We start from the raw sequence: 18267 nt of genomic DNA, 5'->3' as shown, positions 1-18267 counted from the left end.
ACGAATCGGTCACAGGCCGACCGCCTCGTACAGTCCACCGACCTCGCTACGTCCGAGGACGCGCTGCGTTCCCGGACGCTGATCGCCGAGAGCGACAACTCCGACGTTGGTGCGTACCAGGCGGACAACGGGGTGACCGACGGCATCGAGGAGGCGACGCACGATGTGCTTACGGCCCTCGTGCAGAACCAGCTTGACGAGCGTCTTGCCCTCGTTGATCTCGAGCACGGTGAACGCGTCCACCTTGGCCGGACCGTCGTCGAGGGTGACGCCGTCACGCAACTGCTTGCCGGTGCTGCGCTCGACAACTCCGTGAACCGTGGCGAGGTACGTCTTCGGAACCTCGAACGACGGGTGCATCAGGCGGTGAGCCAAGTCACCGTCGTTGGTGAAGAGAAGCAAGCCTTCGGTGTCGGCGTCGAGACGGCCGACGTGGAAGAGCCGCTGACCCGACTGAACGCGCTCGGAGACGATGTCACCGACGCACGGACGACCGAGATCGTCGGACATGGTGCACTGCCAGCCACGCGGCTTGTTCATCGCGAGGTAGACGAGGTCCTTCTGCACGACGACGCGGACGCCGTCGACACGAACCACTGCGTTCTCGGGGTCGACACGCAGACCCTGTTCGACCACGATGCGGCCGTCGACCTCGACGCGACCCTGATCGATCAGTTCTTCAGCAGCGCGGCGTGATGCGACGCCGGCCTGAGCCAGTACCTTCTGCAAGCGGACGCCGTCGCCCTTCGGCGGGCCGTCGTGCTTGGTGATCTCGGCATGCTGATGACGCGCCGGCTTGGCGTTGGAGACCAACGGGTTCTGAGAGACGACGCGCTGCGGCTTCTCGGTCTTCGGCTTGCCACGCTTGTTGGTCGCCGGCGGTGTGGGGGCTGCCGGGCGCTTGCGCGGAGGTCCGTCGAACTTGGACCCACGAGGTGCGTTCGACCATGCGCCGCCGCGAGGAGCGTCGGGGCGTGCGCCGCGCTGATCGTCACTACGACGGTCAGCGCCGCCACGCGGTGCGCGACGGGCGTCGACGTGGGGGGTACGGCGGTCATCGCTGCGGGGTCCGCGGCGGTCGTCAGTGCGCGGTCCGCGACGGTCGTCGTTGTAGCCACCACGACGGTCGTCGGTACGTGCGGGGCGACGGTCATCGCTGCGCGGCGGGCGACGGTCATCATTGAATCCACCGCGACGGTCGTCCGTGCGGGGACGGTCGGATCCGGCGTTGCGGTCGTATCCGGAGGTACTGCGGGAAGTGTTGCTGCGTCCACCACGGGGCGCTTCGCTACGTGCGCCGCGGGGGGCGTCGCTGCGACCACCACGGGGGGCATCGCTGCGTGCGCCGCGGCTGTCGCGGGAGTTGTTACGGTCCGGTGTGCCATCTCGGCGAGCGGGATTGTTCACTTTTTTCCTGTCAGTTTTCTACTGTTTCCCGAGCGTGGTCGGGTCTTTCTCGGTGCTGACGAGCGCCGGAATTCCGGTCAGTCGTCGACTTCGGTGTCCACTACGTCAGCGGGCACGTCTGCCTTGTTCATTCTCGCAAATCGCGGATCGGATTCCAGGCTTTCGCTGATGTCGTCGATGAGATCGACATCAGGCAAGAGCGGGGCCAACTCCGGGAGCTCGCTGAGCGAGGCCAGGCCGAGCCGTTCGAGGAACAGTTCGGTCGTGGAGTACCGTGTCGCGTTGGTGTCCGGGTCAGGCCCGGCTTCCGCGATCAGTCCGCGGGCAAGGAGGGTGCGTACCACCCCGTCCACGTTGACGCCTCGTACCGCACTGATCCGCGCACGAGTCAACGGTTGACGGTATGCGACTACGGCCAAAGTTTCCAATGCCGCCCTGGTCAATTTGGTGCGTGCGCCGTCCAATAGCAGCTTTTCCACGTACGGGGCAAACTCTTGTCGCGTGTACAGACGCCATCCGTCGCCCGCGTAGCGAAGGTCCATTCCGCTGCCGCGAGCGGTCAATGCGGCTGACATCGACGTCAGGCGTTCTTCGACTCGTTCCGGCGCGGTTCCGGTGACAGATGCGAGTTGGTTCACTTCGGCCGGCGAATCCACGACAAGCAGAAGCGACTCCAGCACTGCGTCGAGTTGATCGTCGTCGAGTTCGAAATCGGGGGCGGAATCTTCGGACTCCGAGGCGTGTTCGGTAGGCTCGATCATCTCGTCTAGCTGCGAAGACTCTGGTTCCGTCGGCTCGGCGTTCATCCGTAGTCCTCCTCTGTGACCGGCGCGGCCGGGTCGTCTCCGGTCCAACTCACCATCAGCGGTCCGAGTGCTTCGGGTTGCTCGAACACAATGACCTGCCGGCGATACAACTCGAGCAACGCGAGAAATCTTGCGACTATCTCGACGGTGATCTCACACTCGGCAACGAGGTCCCCGAAGGGTGTCCACTCCCCTATGCCTCGCTCGCGCAGCAACTCGAGAATTCGCTCGGCCTGCTCGGGTATCGAGATATTGGACACATGGAGGTGATCGAGGCCCACTGTCGGCACCGGACGCGGTGTGAACACCGTCGCCGCGATCTCCGCAAAACGCTGAGGATCGACGCCCAACAACACCTCGGGCAGGAGTTCGGTGAACTGATCCTCGACGGCAACCGAGCGCGGATAGCGCCGCAGCGCTGCTTCCTCCAACTCACCGAACAGCGCCGCAACTTGTTTGTACGCCCGGTACTGCAGCAGTCGCGCGAAGAGAAGGTCGCGGGCTTCGAGTAGCGCCAGATCCTCCGCGTCCTCGACCTGCCCGGCGGGCAACAGCCTTGCGGCTTTCAGATCCAGAAGCGTGGCCGCGACGACCAGAAACTCTGTTGTCTGATCGAGGCCCATCGCACTGCCGAGTTCCTTGGTGTATGCGATGAAATCGTCCGTGACGGTGTGCAGGGCGACTTCGGTGACATCAAGTTGCCGTTGATTGATCAGGTTCAACAGCAGATCGAACGGGCCTTCGAAGTTCCTGAGAGTGACTCGGAAACCGGCAGCCTTGGCTGCGGTCTGAGCGTCGGTCGGCACGTTCGGGTCGATCGAATCCGGCTCGACTTCGACCGAATCTTCTTGCGATGCAATCAGTTCCACTAACGACCAGACCGGTGAATGACCTCGCGGGCCAATGCTCTATATGCCTCGGCCCCAGCCGATTTCGGCGCCCACGTCGTGATCGGCTCACCGGCGACGCTGGTTTCGGGGAATCGGACGGTGCGGTTGATCACCGTGTCGTAGACGACGTCGCCGAACACCTCGACGACTCGCGCCATCACCTCACGAGCGTGCAGAGTCCGGGCGTCGAACATCGTGACGACGATACCGGCCAACTCCAGCTTGGGATTGAGACGATCGTGCACCTTTTCGACGGTGTCGTTGAGCAGTGCCAGGCCGCGCAGGCTGAAGTACTCGCATTCCATCGGAATGATGACCGAATCGGCGCAAGCCAGCGCATTCACCGTGAGCAGGCCAAGCGACGGCTGGCAGTCGATGAGCACGTAGTCGTACCGATCGAGAACAGGGTGCAACACGCGTCGCAAGGTCTGCTCACGTCCGACCTCGGTGACCAATTGGATCTCGGCGGCCGAAAGGTCGATGTTGCTGGGCAGCAGGTCGAGGCCGTCGACCCGAGTGCGCATCAACACATCGTCGATGGACACACGCGGTTCGACCAGAAGGTTATGGACGGTCAGTTCCAGGTCGTGATGCTGGACGCCCAGTCCAGCAGACAACGCGCCTTGGGGATCGAGATCCACCAGGAGCACTCGGCGACCGTATTCGGCCAACGACGCACCCAGGTTGATGGTCGACGTCGTCTTGCCGACGCCGCCCTTCTGGTTGCACATCGCGATGATCATCGCGGGTCCGTGGTGCGCCAACGGTGTCGGTTGGGGTACCTCGCGGACCGGTCGACCTGTCGGGCCGAGTTCTTCCGCGGAAACGGTGAGGGTTTCCGCAGGTGGAGAGGCTACTGGCGTCGTATCTATTTCGAACATCGCCTCTGGTTCGGAGGGTACAGCTGGTGCTGATTCGTTCACGCGCTCGAAGAGTTGGGCATTGACATGCGGCGGCGCGGACTCCGCCGCTGGTGGCTGCGATGTCGACACGGTCCGATGCTCCCCTACTCTTTCGGCGGTTGCTCTCGGCGCCGGCAAACCCCCGAAACTGCGGTGGAGGCCGCTCGCGCTCCTTGAACGCTACCGCTTACATCACCGAATGGTCTCGCAGACACGCATGAGCCAACCAACCCCTAACGGGCACGCGGGTGTGCCTGAGCCCACACTTCGCGCAGCGCGGTGACGGTGACCAGTGTGTAGATCTGCGTCGTGGTTACCGAAGCGTGACCGAGAAGTTCCTGCACGACGCGTACGTCCGCGCCGCCGTCGAGCAGGTGTGTGGCAAACGAGTGCCTGAGCGTATGGGGTGAGACGTCCGCCTTGATCCCGGCGGACGCGGCCGCGTCCTGAAGAATCTGCCATGCACTCTGACGCGAGAGGCGTCCACCGCGAGCGTTGAGAAAGAGGGCAGGAACACCGCGCGTCGCCAGGCTTGGGCGCCCGCGGACGAGATACGCGTCGACGGCGGCGATCGCCGGCCTGCCGACGGGGACGATCCGCTGCTTGCCGCCCTTGCCCTTGAGCAGCACGGAACGAGTTTCGGTATCGATGTCGTCGACGTCCAGATCGATCGCCTCGGTGATTCGCGCTCCGGTCGAGTACAGGAGCTCGAGCAGAGCGCGATCCCGCAGGTCGCGGGGCCCGTCACCGGCCGCACCGCCACCCGAAGCGTCGAGCAGGGCGATCACGTCGTCGAGCGGCAGAGCCTTGGGCAGCTTGCGTCCGGGCGTCGGCGGCTTGACCGTTCGGGCCACGTCGACGCTGACCAGGCCCTCGGCGGCGGAGAACTTGTGGAATCCGCGGACCGCGATCAGGGTGCGTGCTGCCGAACTGGCCGCCAATGGTACGACTCCGGCATCTTTGTCACCCAGGCGCAGATGTGTCACGAATTCGGTGACGTCGTTCTCCGTCACGCCCGCGACGTCGTCGATGCCGCGTCCGTGCAGGTACTCCGCGTACCGATTCAGGTCGCGGCGATAGGAAAGTAGAGTATTGCGCGCAGATCCTCGCTCGACCGCTAGATGGTCGAGATACGAGTCCACCTGTCGGGCAAGCACTTCAGGCTCGCGACTTGCGTTCTCCGAATGCGCGAGGACGATCGGGCCACGGTGCGTCGGCGGGGCGCAGCGGCTTTCCCGTCGCGCGTGCGGTGGCGATCGCGAGAATGCCCGATACCGCTGTGGCATTAACGATGTCGCCGCGTAGCGCCATGTCGACGGCGTCGGCGAGCGGAACCCGCGAAATCTCGAGATCGGCTTCTTCGTGTTCGGGATCGTCGCGCTCCACCTCGTGCAACCCCTCGGCGAGGAAGACGCGAACCGCCTCGTCCGTGAACCCGGGTGAGAGAGCGACATCGACCAGCACCGACCACCGATCGGCGCCGAGTCCGGTTTCTTCGCCCAGCTCGCGCGCTGCAGCCTCGACCGGGCTCTCCCCCGCAGCGTCGAGCAGACCGGCAGGAATTTCCCACAACCGGTGCCCGAGCGGGTGACGGTACTGGTGAATCAGCACCAGATTGTCGCGCTCGTCCAGTGCCACGACGGCAACGGCGCCGTGATGCTCGACGACTTCCCGATCGGCACGCTGACCACCAGGCATCGCAACGGTGTCGACGCGCAACGCGATGATCGCGCCGGTGTAGACCGTCTTGGAGCCGAGGGTGTCGAATTCGTGCCGACCGGGATCGCTCATCTGTGGCTAGACCTTTTCCACGTTCTCGACTGCAGCGTCGAGCGCCGTCTCGGTGGCAGCGGTGTCGATCTTCTCGTCACCGTGGACGTCGACGGGCAGGCGCTCTTCGAGCTTGTACGTCAACGCTGCTTCGACGAAGGCGGCGAACAGCGGATGCGGGCGTGTCGGGCGACTCTTGAGCTCCGGGTGTGCCTGGGTGGCAACGAAGAACGGATGCTGCTCACGCGGGTACTCGACGAACTCGACCAGGTGGCCGTCCGGTGAAGTTCCGCTGAACTGCAAGCCGGACTTGGCAATCCGGTCGCGGTAGGTGTTGTTGACCTCGTAACGGTGACGGTGACGCTCGGAAACGTCCTCGGTTCCGTAGGCCTGAGCGACGACGGAACCCTTGGTCAGCACGGCCGGGTAAGCACCCAGACGCATGGTGCCACCGAGGTCGGCGTCACCGGCGATGACGTCTTCCTGATCAGCCATCGTCGAGATGACCGGATGCTTGGTGTCCGGCTCGAACTCGGCCGAGTTGGCATCGTCGAGGCCGACGCTACGAGCAGCTTCGATGACGACGCACTGCAGACCCAGGCACAGACCCAGCAGCGGCAGCTTGCGCGAACGTGCGAAACGGATCGCGCCGAGCTTGCCTTCGATGCCGCGGATGCCGAAGCCGCCGGGGATCAGAACACCGTCGACGTCACCGAGAGCGGCCTGCGCTCCGGCTTCGGTCTCACAGGCGTCCGACGGGACCCAGGAGATCTCGACCTTGGACCGGTTCGCGAATCCACCGGCGCGCAGTGCCTCGGTGACGGATAGGTATGCGTCGGGCAGGTCGACGTACTTGCCGACCAACGCGACGCGCACGGTCTCACGCGGCTGGTGAACACGATCGAGGAGGTTGCCCCACACGGTCCAGTCGACGTCGCGGAACGGGAGACCGAGCTGGCGAACGACGTAGGCGTCGAGGCCCTCACGGTGCAGAACCTTCGGGATGTCGTAGATCGAGGGAGCGTCGGGCGTCGAGATGCAGGCGTCGACGTCCACGTCGCACATCAGGGCGATCTTGTTCTTGAGGCCCTGCGGAACGTCACGATCGCAACGAAGGATCAGCGCGTCGGGCTGAATGCCGATGCTGCGCAACGACGCAACCGAGTGCTGCGTGGGCTTGGTCTTGAGTTCTCCGGAGGGGCCGAGGTACGGCACGAGGGAGACGTGCAGGAAGAAGACGTTGTCGCGGCCGACGTCGTGGCGGACCTGGCGAGCGGCTTCGAGGAAGGGCTGCGATTCGATGTCGCCGACGGTGCCACCGATTTCGGTGATCACGACGTCCGGGCGGTGTCCCTGCAGATCCGGACCGCTCATCTCGAGGATGCGACGCTTGATCTCGTCGGTGATGTGCGGGATGACCTGAACGGTGTCGCCGAGGTACTCGCCGCGGCGTTCCTTGGCGATGACCGTCGAGTAGACCTGGCCGGTGGTGACGTTCGCCTGGCCGGAGAGGTCACGGTCGAGGAACCGCTCGTAGTGTCCGACGTCGAGGTCGGTCTCGGCACCGTCTTCGGTGACGAAGACCTCGCCGTGCTGGAAGGGGTTCATGGTGCCCGGATCCACATTGAGATAGGGATCGAGCTTCTGCATGGTCACGCGCATTCCCCGCGCGGTCAACAACTGTCCCAGGCTCGAGGCGGTCAAACCTTTGCCGAGCGAGGAAGCTACACCTCCGCTGACGAAGATGTGCTTGGTGGCGGTACGCGTGTTAGTGCGTGACTGTGGCAAAGGGGCTCCCGTGACGACTGTGCAGGGCTTGGTCTGATGAAGCATGCTGGGGCCTGCCGACCCACGGGATTTCACGGTAACACCTATCGGGGGTCGGTGCCTACAACGCGCCGACTTTCCGCCCCCGATGTGACCGGCGTATCAATACCGGGGTGTTCAGTTGGTGGGTGCGCCGACGGTGACCGCCGCCGCTCCCGGTCCCGTGCCGTAGCGGCCGGCGCCGCCGTTCAACTGTTCCTGCAGCGCCAACGGCGTGGTGATCTTGCCCGACTCCCGATCGATGTTGTCGATGGTCGTCAAGCCCGCTGAGAGCGCCGCGTCCGCACGAGCGACGGCAACCGGACCACTGCCCTCGGCCGAGCCAGGCCGGCCCGCGAGAATCGTTCCTGCGCCGCGTCCGTCGAGAGCACCGGCGAACCGGGCGATGACGGCGCCGCGGTTACCGGTGGCTGCGTCGGATTCACTCTTGTTGTCGCCGGTGAGAACCACCGCGAGTTGAGCCGGCTTGACCGCTCCGTCGTCGTAGCTGATGAAACCGGCGCTACGCAGCGAGTCGAGCGCGAGATTCATCTCGCCCGGAGTGCTCTGCGGCTCGCTGTTCTGCCCGTTGAGAAGCAGAACCGAACCGAGCAGATCACCCGCGAGACTGCCCTGATCGACCGCACCGGTCTTGAGTGTGATGCCCGCAGGGATGACATTGGTGACGACGGTCCGCAAGCGGTCACCGCCCGTGGCGTCGACAAACGAATCGGTGAGCGAGACGCGTCCGGTCACGGCACCGCCGGCGGCAGTGACGAGTCGGTTGACACCGTCGAGATCACCGGGATCGGCGTCCGGTGCCGTGATGACGACGACGGTGCGACCAGCGAGACTGTCACGCACGACGCGACCGCCGACAGCAGCATCGAAGCCGTCCGCGGAATTGAGTTGCTGCTGAAGCTGATTGGACTGTTGATTGAGGTCTTCGATCTCGTTCTGCAGGTCCGCCTTGTCGTCGCGCAGACCCGAAAGCAATCCACTGGACAGCATTCCGGAACCGAGCACCACGCCGATCGCGAGTGCCAGGAAGATTGCCGCTATGGAAATTGCATGTTGACGCATCGAAATCACTTGAAGAGCCCCTGAACCCACAGCGCGAAGCTGTTCCACGTTGCGATTGCCCAGTCGAGAACTTCACTACCGGCATTGGACACGACCAGGGCGACGATCACTGCCACCAGGGCGGCGAGCACCAGGAGCGCGATCGCGCCGCCGGACACTCGACTTCGATACAGCGTTGCCACAGCCTTGGCGTCGACCAGTTTCGGTCCCACCTTGAGCCGAGTCATGAACGCCGACGGATTGCTTTCACGACGCCCACGGTCGAAGAACTCGTCCAAGGACACCACGTTGCCGACCGTCACGATCAGTGAAGCTCCGTGGTGATCGGCGAGCAGCAGCGCAAGGTCGGTCGGTGAGCAGGTCGCCGGGAACGTCATCGCCCCGATCCCGAGATCCTGGATTCGGGAAAGCCCCGCCGCATGACCGTCCTGGTCTGCGGGCAGAACAACTTCCGCGCCGGACTTGAGGGTGGAACTGGTGATCTCTTCCGGGTCGCCCACGATCAGATCGGGGCGGTATCCGGCCTTGCTCAACACGTCCGCACCTGCACCGACACCGATCAGGATCGGCGAATACTCCTTGATGAAGGGCTTGAGGTTCTTCAGATCGGCCTCGTGTTCGGGTCCGTCGGAGACGACCACGACGTGGCGATCCTTCAAGTCGATGTCGATGTCCGGAACACCGATTCCGTCGATCAGCAAAGGACTTTCGGTGCGGATGAACTCGATGGTGTTACCCGAGAACGCTTCCAGGTGATCGACCAGGCCGGTCTTGGCCTCGATCATCCGATCGGAGATCTCGGCCTCGGTCTGCTCTTCGCCCTTGACGAGGCTCTTCTCGCCGTTGAAGATCTCGCCCTCGTGCAGGCGGATCTTGCTGCCGTCCTTGACGTTCTTGAAGACGTCACCGTCTACGGCATCGATCAGAACGATGTCGTTGGCGACGATCACTTCCGGTCCGAGGTTGGGGTACCGCCCCGAAATCGACGGCGACGCGTTGACCACGGCCATGACTCCGGCTTTCACCAGAGCATCGGCGGTCCGGCGATCGATGTCGACTTCGTCGAGGATCACGATGTCTCCAGGACCGACGCGGCGTAGAAGCTTCGCCGTGTTCCGATCGGCCCTGGCGATGCCACTGATCCCAGGCAAGGATTCGGTGTTACGTGAGAGCAATCCGGGCATCTTCATGGCTTCGATGATGAACCTGAAACCGCGTTGACCGGTGGAGGCGCGCCGACAACTACCACATCAGTCACACCAACACCACAGAACCTTCAATCTGTGACGCGGGCCGCATTCGCGATCTCGAGCAGTTCTTCGGCGTGCGCACGACCGGTCTCGGTGTCGTCCAGCCCTGCCAACATACGGGCCAATTCGACCACCCGATCCGAATCCGACAAGGTCCGCACGCCACTGCTCACCACGCCGCCTTTGTCGTCGACCTTGTCCACCACGAGGTGGGTGTCGGCAAACGCAGCAACCTGCGGAAGGTGGGTGACGACGATAACCTGATGCGTACGAGCAAGTTTCGCCAATCGGCGGCCGATCTCGACAGCAGCGCGACCACCGACCCCCGCGTCCACTTCGTCGAAAACCATCGTCGCACCGGTGTCGCTACCAGCGAGAACAACCTCGAGCGCCAGCATGACGCGTGACAGCTCGCCACCGGAAGCGCTCTTGCTGATCGGAAGTGACGGTGCCCCGCTGTGCGCGGACAGACGGAATTCCACCTCGTCGACGCCGGCAGACCCGGCATGAAGGTCTACTCCCCCGACGCTGAGCGGCGCCGAGTCCTGCGGGCCGGCAGGCTGCGAGCGCACAGTCACCTCGAGACCCGCACGTCCCATCGCCAGACCGGCGAGTTCCGCGCTGACGGCTTTGGCGAGCTTTGCCGCTGCCTTGACTCTGGCGGCGCTCAGCTTTGTGGCGGCTTCCGCGGTGAGGCCAGCCGTCTCCTCGACCTGCTTGGCCAACAGCGACAACGCATCCGACGACACGTCGAGTTTGGACAGACGAGCGCGAGCGGTATCTGCCCATTCGAGAACACCGTCGACATCGGCGGCGTACTTGCGAGTCAGAGTCTTCAGTTCCGATTGCCGCGACAGCAGCGAGTCCAGAGCACCCGGGTCTGCGGGCAGCCCGGACAGATAGGTGTTCAGATCACCGGCAACATCGGTGACGACGGCAATAGCGTCGGCCAACCGGGAACCGAGGCCGTCCAGATCTGCGTCGGTGACCGACTCGATACGCGCCCGTGCTTCGGACATCAGGTCTAGCGCCGGCATGACCCCGACGTCGCCGCTGGCCATGTCGTCACTACCGGCGAGCGCAGCGTGCGCCTCTTCCGCAGCCGAGCGGAGCGAATCGAGTTCACTGAGTCGACGAACTTCGGCAACGATTGCCGTGTCCTCGCCTGGCTCGGGTGCCACGCCGTCGATTTCGTTGAGCGCGAAGGTCAACTGATCTGCTTCTTGCGCCAGTTCACGAGCCTTCGACGTGCGTTCGATCAACTCCGAACGAGCATCGAGCCATTCACGACGGTGTTTGCGGTACCTCGTCAGCAGCGTTCCGATTGCCTTGTCCCCGAAGCGGTCCAGCGCATTGCGTTGCTGGTCGGGACGAAGCAATCGCAGCTGATCGTTCTGTCCGTGGACAGTCAGAAGTGGATCCGTGAATTCGGAGAGAACTCCCGCCGGCACGCTTCGTCCGCCGAGATGAGCCCGTGAGCGGCCGTCGCTGCCGACTGTCCGGACGGCGATGATGGTCCCGTCCTCGTCGCGCTCGGCGCCGGACGATTCCAGGATTCGGACGATCTCACGCTCGGTGGCCGGTGAGACGTCGTCGGCGATGAATCGTCCTTCGACGACGGCTCGCGACGCGCCCAACCGCACCCGCCCGGCATCGGCTCGCGCTCCGCTGAGGAGGTGCAAGCTGGTGACGACCATCGTTTTACCTGCGCCGGTTTCACCGGTCAGGACGGTCAGGCCCTCGTGGAACTGGGCGCTGGCCTCGGAGATCACACCAAGACTGTCGATACGGATCTCTGCGAGCACGATTAAGGCTTCCTTCCTCGCCATCCGGTAACCGGAAGCTCGAACTTGCGAACCATCCGATCAGCGAAGGGCGCAGAGTCCAACCGGACCCACTTGACGGGAGTGGCGCCGCGAACGATCTCGACGCGAGCGCCGGCAGGCAGTTCCAACGTACGACGACCGTCGCAGAAGACCAGGCCGTCGTGGCTACCGGCGACGGTCTCCACCGCGATGATCGAATTCGGGCTGGTGACCAACGGCCGCGCGAACAGCGCATGCGCGTTGCTGGGTACGACGAGCAAAGCTTCGAGTTCGGGCCACACGACAGGGCCGCCTGCGGAAAATGCGTAAGCGGTCGAGCCTGTAGGAGTGGACACGAGAACACCGTCGCAACCGAAGGCAGACACCGGTCGGCCGTCGACTTCGAGGACAACTTCGAGAACTCCCAGACGCGAACGATTCTCGATACTGGCCTCGTTGAGCGCCCACCCGCGATCGATGATCTCGTCGTCCACCCGAATCACAACGTCGAGTGTCATACGGGACTCGACGCGATATTCCTTGCGAACTACCTGTGCGAGCGCCTCGTCGAGATGCTCGGCCTCGGTCTCTGCCAGAAATCCGATCCGTCCGAGGTTGATGCCCAGTACCGGAATGGACGCTTCTTGAGCGAGTTCGGCGGCGCGCAGAAATGTGCCGTCACCACCGAGAACCAGAACTAACTCGCATCCGACGGCAGCATCAGGGCCGGGATGAACAACCGTGACGTCGAGACCCGGCGCAGAGAAGCCCGCGGGTTCCGTCATTGCTTCGATGCGCGAGCTGTCTGCTTCGTCGACGAGGACTCGCAGCCCGATTCCCGCCCGTTCGAAAATCTTCCCGACTCGTTTGGCGGTTTCCGTGATGTCACGTCGACCAGGGTGTGCGACAAGAAGGATCTCGCGCGACTCGCCGTTCGTGACCGCGTTCACTGGGGCCCTTCCTCTACAGCCTTGCGAATCATGTCCTCCACCGAAGGAATTCCCTCGGTGTCCGGCTCGTGATCACCGGGCGAACCTGTCTTTCGAAGCCACAGGAAATACTCGACATTTCCCGACGGACCGGGCAATGGGCTGGCCACAACACCTAACGTCCGCAGACCTACCTTTGCAGCAGCCTCCGACACGTCGAGCACAGCCGAGATTCGCAATTCCGGATCTCGTACGACGCCACCGGCACCGACGCGGTCCTTGCCCACCTCGAACTGAGGCTTGACCATCGGAACCAGGTCCGCGCCGTCAGCAGTACAGGCGACAAACGCCCCGAGTACAAGTTTGAGAGAAATGAACGACAAGTCCGCGACAACGAGATCGACAGTTCCGCCGATGGTCTCTGCATCAATTGCACGAACATTGGTTCGGTCGATGACGTGCACCCGGTCATCGGACTGCAGGCGCCACACCAGTTGTCCGTAGCCGACGTCGACTGCGACAACTTCCTTCGCACCACGCGTCAGCAGAACATCGGTGAACCCACCGGTGGATGCGCCGGCGTCGAGGCAACGGCGACCTTCGACCGTCAATCCTTCGGCACCGAAGGCGTCGAGTGCGCCGATCAGTTTGTGAGCACCTCGCGACGCCCACGAAACTTCCTGCTCCACCTCGACGACCCGAAGTGGCGTTCCGGCTTCGATCGCCGTCGCAGGCTTGGTCGCAACGGCTCCCGAGATGAGAACTCGCCCGGCGGAAATCAGTTCTTGCGCATGATCTCGTGACCGTGCGAGTCCGCGACGGACAAGTTCGGCGTCCACCCGTGCTCTTCGTGCCACGTCAAGCCCTGTCCACAGAGGCGAGTGCCTGGACGAGCACCTCGTGTGCCTGTTCCAAAATATGTGCCTTCTGCGGAATCACACCTGCTCCGTGCTGATCGTTCGGATCCTGTTCGATGCCACCGAGGCGCGCCAGCAAACCGTCGACGTCAGAACGTATGCGTTCCGGATCGACGGAAGGGCGTGGCCCGGGCAACGGAGATCCGTTACTCGTGTTTCCGGGGTGCGGTGTCGGCGTGCTCATCGGGCACAACGTTAGTGCATGACTCTCGGTTACGCATACACCCGCACCCCCGCGAGTCGAACACATTTGCGAGAGATCAGACGAGCCAGGATGCAAACAGATCCGCCACGCCGGCATCCGACGCTTCCAGGGTCCGGAACGACGGATTAGCCCATGCGACAGGCGCAACCGCGCGTAGAAGCGACATCTCGTCCCCGACAACCGGGCCGTCGACAACCAGCGCCGACCCGTTCACGGAGACAGACCACTTGGAGTCCGCACCGACCAGCGATTCGACGGCCGGCTGATTGAGCGAATCCAGAGTTGCTGCAATGTAGGTGGGGCGCTGCTCAACCGGAGCCCGCAGTACGTCACCCGGCATGCTCACACCGGTGAGAACCAACAACGAGTCGATCGAAACAGCTTGTGCGCCTTCGATATCGGTGTCCAAACGATCACCGACCACCAGTGGACGCGAGCACCCGCTGCGAGCGAGCGCGTCCTCCATCAGCGGTGCAGCAGGCTTACCTGCCACCAACGGTTCCTGCTTGGTCGCAGCGCGTAGAGCTGCCACCATCGAGCCGTTGCCCAGCACCAAACCCCGCTCCGACGGCAGTGTTGTGTCCAGGTTTGCCGCTACCCACAGCGCACCGGCCCGGATCGCCAAGCACGCCTCGGCAAGGATCGACCAGTTGGTCTCCGTCGAATGTCCTTGAACGACAGCAACCGGAGAATCCGCGAATTCGCGCACCGGAAGCAACCCGACGCGCGTCACCTCGTCGGCCAATGCGTCGGTACCGACGACGAGCACAGCGGCACCGGGTTCGAGACGCTCCGACAGCAGACGCACTGCCGTCTGAGAACTGGTGACGACACGATCGTCTTCGGAATCGAAACCGAGTTCGGTCAAATGCGCCGACACTGCCGAAGGCGAGCGACTCGCATTGTTGGTCACGTAGTACAAAGCCTGCGTGCCCTGACCGAGAGCGGCCTGGGTGCCGGGAATCGCATGAGCTCCGGCGTACAGCGTGCCGTCGAGATCGAGCAAAAGTACGTCGTACTGAGTACGAAGCACGGTCACTGATCTTCTCCGGTCAACTCGGCGACCCGTTCTTCAGCATCCGTGTCACCCTCGAGGTCAGCAGCTGCAGCGTTGAGGAACCACTTCAGTCCGTCTTCGACACGACCAGCTGAAACGAGGGCATCGGCGTAGGCGTAGAACAGCCGAGCCGCAGCTTCACCGGTACGCGCTGCGTCCAGATCCTTGGTCTGCAGTGTGACAACTGCCTGGTCGAACTGACCGAGATCCATGCGGGCGCCCGCGACGACGATCCTCAACTCAGACGCCTCGTCGCCCGAAAGCAGGGCAGCCTCGTCGCTACGGCCGAGCTCGATCGCGCGTTCGGGTCGACCCAAACCGCGTTCGCAGTCGGCCATGACAGCGATCAGACCCGGTCCGCCAGCCATTCGACGGGCAGCACGAAGCTCGGAGAGAGCTTCAGCCCATTCACCGGCGTGGTACGCGGTGATTCCGGCAGCTTCACGAACGACCGCAATTCGGCCGGCGCGCTGACGGGCAGCGCGAGCGTGGAGCAGTGCGAGTTCCGGATCTTCGTCGACGAGCTTGCCCGCCATGACGAGGTGACGCGCAACCGTGTTGGCGTTGTCCTTGTCGAGGCTGAGCAGATCCCGACGAACGGCCGGGTCCAACTCCGTGGGCTCTACGTTGTCGGGCAAATCCGGTTCGTCAGGTCGTGCTTGCTGACGGTTGCGGTCGCCGTCGCGTCCACGAGGGGTGAACCCACCCTCGCCGCCGCGACGCTGTCCGCCGTTGAATCCGCCGCCGCGGTTACTGTTTCCAGCACCGCCACGGTTGTTGTCTCCGGCACCACCGCGGCGGTCTCCGCCTGCAGCGCCGCGTGATCCACGCCCGTCGTTGTCACGACGGGGGCCACCTGATCGAGGCGCTCCTCCCCCACGGAAGGACCGACGCTCGTCGCCATTCTCCGACACAGTCATTCCTCTCATACAACGCACGAAAGGGGACCCAATATGTTGGGTCCCCTTTCGGTTAACGGGTGTTCGGCGGTGTCCTACTCTCCCACACCCTGTCGAGTGCAGTACCATCGGCGCTGAAGGGCTTAGCTTCCGGGTTCGGAATGGGACCGGGCGTTTCCCCTTCGCTATGACCGCCGTAACTCTATGAAACTGTCACAGTAACCTTCTTCTGATCACCTGGTTTCACCACCCGTCAACACCAGTTTCTGGTGTTGGGGGATGGAGAAAACAGGGTTTCTCATCAGTATCTGTGTGTTGTTTCAGATACCGCACAGTGGACGCGTAGCTTCTTTGTGGTAAGTCCTCGGCCTATTAGTACCAGTCACCTGCATGCATTACTGCACTTCCAGTTCTGGCCTATCAACCCGGTGGTCTGCCGGGGGCCTTACCCCCTCGAGGGGGTGAGAAACCTCATCTTGGAACAGGCTTCCCGCTTAGATGCTTTCAGCGGTTATCCCTTCCGAACGTAGCTAACCAGCGGTGCTCCTGGCGGAACAACTGGCACACCAGAGGTTCGTCCGTCCCGGTCCTCTCGTACTAGGGACAGCCTTCCTCAAGTTTCTAACGCGCGCGGCGGATAGAGACCGAACTGTCTCACGACGTTCTAAACCCAGCTCGCGTGCCGCTTTAATGGGCGAACAGCCCAACCCTTGGGACCTACTCCAGCCCCAGGATGCGACGAGCCGACATCGAGGTGCCAAACCATCCCGTCGATATGGACTCTTGGGGAAGATCAGCCTGTTATCCCCGGGGTACCTTTTATCCGTTGAGCGACACCGCTTCCACTTGCCGGTGCCGGATCACTAGTCCCGACTTTCGTCCCTGCTCGACCTGTCAGTCTCACAGTCAAGCTCCCTTGTGCACTTGCACTCGACACCTGATTGCCAACCAGGCTGAGGGAACCTTTGGGCGCCTCCGTTACATTTTGGGAGGCAACCGCCCCAGTTAAACTACCCACCAGGCACTGTCCCTGAACCAGATCATGGTCCGAGGTTAGAGGTCCAATTCGATCAGAGTGGTATTTCAACAACGACTCCACGATAACTGGCGTCACCGCTTCACAGTCTCCCACCTATCCTACACAAACCGAACCGAACACCAATACCAAGCTGTAGTGAAGGTCCCGGGGTCTTTTCGTCCTGCCGCGCGTAACGAGCATCTTTACTCGTAATGCAATTTCGCCGAGTCTACGGTTGAGACAGCTGAGAAGTCGTTACGCCATTCGTGCAGGTCGGAACTTACCCGACAAGGAATTTCGCTACCTTAGGATGGTTATAGTTACCACCGCCGTTTACTGGGGCTTAAATTCTCAGCTTCGCTCCCGAAGGAACTAACCGGTCCTCTTAACCTTCCAGCACCGGGCAGGCGTCAGTCCGTATACATCGTCTTACGACTTCGCACGGACCTGTGTTTTTAGTAAACAGTCGCTTCTCACTGGTCTCTGCGGCCCCACCCAGCTCAGACAGTAAATGTCGTCACCAGACAGGGCCCCCCTTCTCCCGAAGTTACGGGGGCATTTTGCCGAGTTCCTTAACCATAGTTATCTCGATCGCCTTAGTATTCTCTACCTGACCACCTGTGTCGGTTTGGGGTACGGGCCGTGTGAAAGCTCGCTAGAGGCTTTTCTCGGCAGCATAGGATCACTGAATTCGCCTCAATCGGCTACGCATCACGTCTCAGGCTATGTGCGACCCGGATTTGCCTAGGTCACGCCCTACACGCTTACACCAGTATTACCACTGACTGGCTCAGCTACCTTCCTGCGTCACCCCATCGCTTGGCTACTACCAGATCAGGTCCCATGCATCCACCAACTCGAGACCCGAAGGTCTTCTCGTGGCTTCAGGATGGTTAGTATCACTGATTCACCATGGGCGCGTTCACACGGGTACGGGAATATCAACCCGTTGTCCATCGGCTACGCCTGTCGGCCTCGTCTTAGGTCCCGACTCACCCTGGGCGGATTAACCTGGCCCAGGAACCCTTGGTCATTCGGCGGACGAGTTTCTCACTCGTCTTTCGCTACTCATGCCTGCATTCTCACTCGTGTGGCCTCCACGGCTAGGTCACCCTGCCGCTTCCATGGCCACACGACGCTCCCCTACCCATCCACACACCTGCCCAACACTCCGCAGAGTGAAGGGGGGCTATTGCGTGAATGCCGCAGCTTCGGTGGTGTACTTGAGCCCCGCTACATTGTCGGCGCAGGATCACTTGACCAGTGAGCTATTACGCACTCTTTCAAGGGTGGCTGCTTCTAAGCCAACCTCCTGGTTGTCTTCGCGACCCCACATCCTTTTCCACTTAGTACACGCTTAGGGACCTTAGCTGGCGATCTGGGCTGTTTCCCTCTCGACTACGAACCTTATCGCCCGCAGTCTCACTGCCGCGCTCTCACTCACCGGCATTCGGAGTTTGGCTGATTTCGGTAAGCTTGTGGGCCCCCTAGACCATCCAGTAGCTCTACCTCCGGTGAGAAAC

General features: G+C 62.7%; 15 protein-coding genes and 2 rRNA genes (1 of these 17 running past the window's edge). All 17 read right to left on the bottom strand.

The genetic code is table 11. The features are described 5' to 3' along the window. Window positions 1-9: 9 nt before the first annotated feature. On the bottom strand, window positions 10-1407 hold the full coding sequence (locus G4D79_RS19015) for a pseudouridine synthase (RefSeq protein ID WP_099698219.1): 1398 nt from the start codon (window positions 1405-1407) through the stop codon (window positions 10-12). A gap of 77 nt (window positions 1408-1484) precedes the next feature. After that, a complete protein-coding gene (gene scpB / locus G4D79_RS19010) occupies window positions 1485-2168 on the bottom strand; it encodes an SMC-Scp complex subunit ScpB (protein WP_037127047.1) in 684 nt (227 codons plus the stop codon). 41 nt (window positions 2169-2209) lie between these two features. Continuing rightward, a complete protein-coding gene (locus G4D79_RS19005; protein WP_046379919.1) occupies window positions 2210-3031 on the bottom strand; it encodes a ScpA family protein in 822 nt (273 codons plus the stop codon). A 50-nt stretch (window positions 3032-3081) separates the two neighbouring features. Next, window positions 3082-4095: a ParA family protein gene (locus G4D79_RS19000; RefSeq protein ID WP_099698218.1), complete on the bottom strand. Its 1014-nt coding sequence runs from the start codon at window positions 4093-4095 to the stop codon at window positions 3082-3084. Between the two features lie 143 nt (window positions 4096-4238). Further along, window positions 4239-5162, bottom strand: coding sequence for a site-specific tyrosine recombinase XerD (gene xerD, locus G4D79_RS18995; RefSeq protein ID WP_047270485.1), 924 nt, complete (start codon window positions 5160-5162; stop codon window positions 4239-4241). Between the two features lies 1 nt (window position 5163). Further along, window positions 5164-5796 carry an NUDIX hydrolase gene (locus G4D79_RS18990; protein ID WP_007731894.1) on the bottom strand — a complete coding sequence of 211 codons (633 nt, stop codon included), beginning with the start codon at window positions 5794-5796 and terminating at the stop codon, window positions 5164-5166. A gap of 6 nt (window positions 5797-5802) precedes the next feature. Further along, window positions 5803-7563 (bottom strand): CTP synthase, encoded by a 1761-nt coding sequence (locus G4D79_RS18985; protein ID WP_003946139.1) that lies wholly within the window; start codon window positions 7561-7563, stop codon window positions 5803-5805. A 156-nt stretch (window positions 7564-7719) separates the two neighbouring features. Beyond that, complete coding sequence (locus tag G4D79_RS18980; protein WP_099698217.1) at window positions 7720-8673, bottom strand: copper transporter; 954 nt, start codon at window positions 8671-8673, stop codon at window positions 7720-7722. Then, window positions 8670-9854 carry a putative cytokinetic ring protein SteA gene (gene steA, locus G4D79_RS18975; RefSeq protein WP_007731902.1) on the bottom strand — a complete coding sequence of 395 codons (1185 nt, stop codon included), beginning with the start codon at window positions 9852-9854 and terminating at the stop codon, window positions 8670-8672. Before steA ends, G4D79_RS18980 begins: the two co-directional genes overlap by 4 nt. Before the next feature lie 86 nt (window positions 9855-9940). Continuing rightward, window positions 9941-11719: a DNA repair protein RecN gene (gene recN / locus G4D79_RS18970; protein WP_003946143.1), complete on the bottom strand. Its 1779-nt coding sequence runs from the start codon at window positions 11717-11719 to the stop codon at window positions 9941-9943. 2 nt (window positions 11720-11721) lie between these two features. After that, window positions 11722-12669: an NAD kinase gene (locus G4D79_RS18965; RefSeq protein WP_003946132.1), complete on the bottom strand. Its 948-nt coding sequence runs from the start codon at window positions 12667-12669 to the stop codon at window positions 11722-11724. Beyond that, a complete protein-coding gene (locus tag G4D79_RS18960) occupies window positions 12666-13505 on the bottom strand; it encodes a TlyA family RNA methyltransferase (RefSeq protein ID WP_003946142.1) in 840 nt (279 codons plus the stop codon). Before G4D79_RS18960 ends, G4D79_RS18965 begins: the two co-directional genes overlap by 4 nt. Before the next feature lies 1 nt (window position 13506). Next, window positions 13507-13749, bottom strand: a complete 243-nt coding sequence (locus tag G4D79_RS18955) for a hypothetical protein (protein ID WP_003946140.1) — start codon at window positions 13747-13749, stop codon at window positions 13507-13509. A gap of 76 nt (window positions 13750-13825) precedes the next feature. After that, window positions 13826-14809 carry an HAD-IIA family hydrolase gene (locus G4D79_RS18950; RefSeq protein WP_063316361.1) on the bottom strand — a complete coding sequence of 328 codons (984 nt, stop codon included), beginning with the start codon at window positions 14807-14809 and terminating at the stop codon, window positions 13826-13828. Then, window positions 14806-15747, bottom strand: coding sequence for a hypothetical protein (locus G4D79_RS18945; protein ID WP_080961175.1), 942 nt, complete (start codon window positions 15745-15747; stop codon window positions 14806-14808). Before G4D79_RS18945 ends, G4D79_RS18950 begins: the two co-directional genes overlap by 4 nt. 61 nt (window positions 15748-15808) lie before the next feature. After that, window positions 15809-15925 (bottom strand): 5S ribosomal RNA (gene rrf / locus G4D79_RS18940). 153 nt (window positions 15926-16078) lie between these two features. Next, a 23S ribosomal RNA gene (locus G4D79_RS18935) occupies window positions 16079-18267 on the bottom strand (it continues 945 nt past the right edge of the window).

The sequence above is a fragment of the Rhodococcus sp. WY5 genome (assembly GCF_018588185.1).
Taxonomy (GTDB): Bacteria; Actinomycetota; Actinomycetes; order Mycobacteriales; family Mycobacteriaceae; genus Rhodococcus_F; species Rhodococcus_F qingshengii.
Note: the sequence above shows the minus strand (reverse complement) of the source record. Positions and strands in the feature narration are given on the sequence as shown.

Bases quoted from the DNA above. Each gene is read 5' to 3' on its own strand.
- G4D79_RS18990 (WP_007731894.1), bottom strand. From the start codon at position 5,796: ATGAGCGATCCCGGTCGGCACGAATTCGACACCCTCGGCTCCAAGACG.
- G4D79_RS18955 (WP_003946140.1), bottom strand. From the start codon at position 13,749: ATGAGCACGCCGACACCGCACCCCGGAAACACGAGTAACGGATCTCCG.
- scpB (WP_037127047.1), bottom strand. From the start codon at position 2,168: ATGATCGAGCCTACCGAACACGCCTCGGAGTCCGAAGATTCCGCCCCC.
- steA (WP_007731902.1), bottom strand. From the start codon at position 9,854: ATGAAGATGCCCGGATTGCTCTCACGTAACACCGAATCCTTGCCTGGG.
- G4D79_RS18945 (WP_080961175.1), bottom strand. From the start codon at position 15,747: ATGACTGTGTCGGAGAATGGCGACGAGCGTCGGTCCTTCCGTGGGGGA.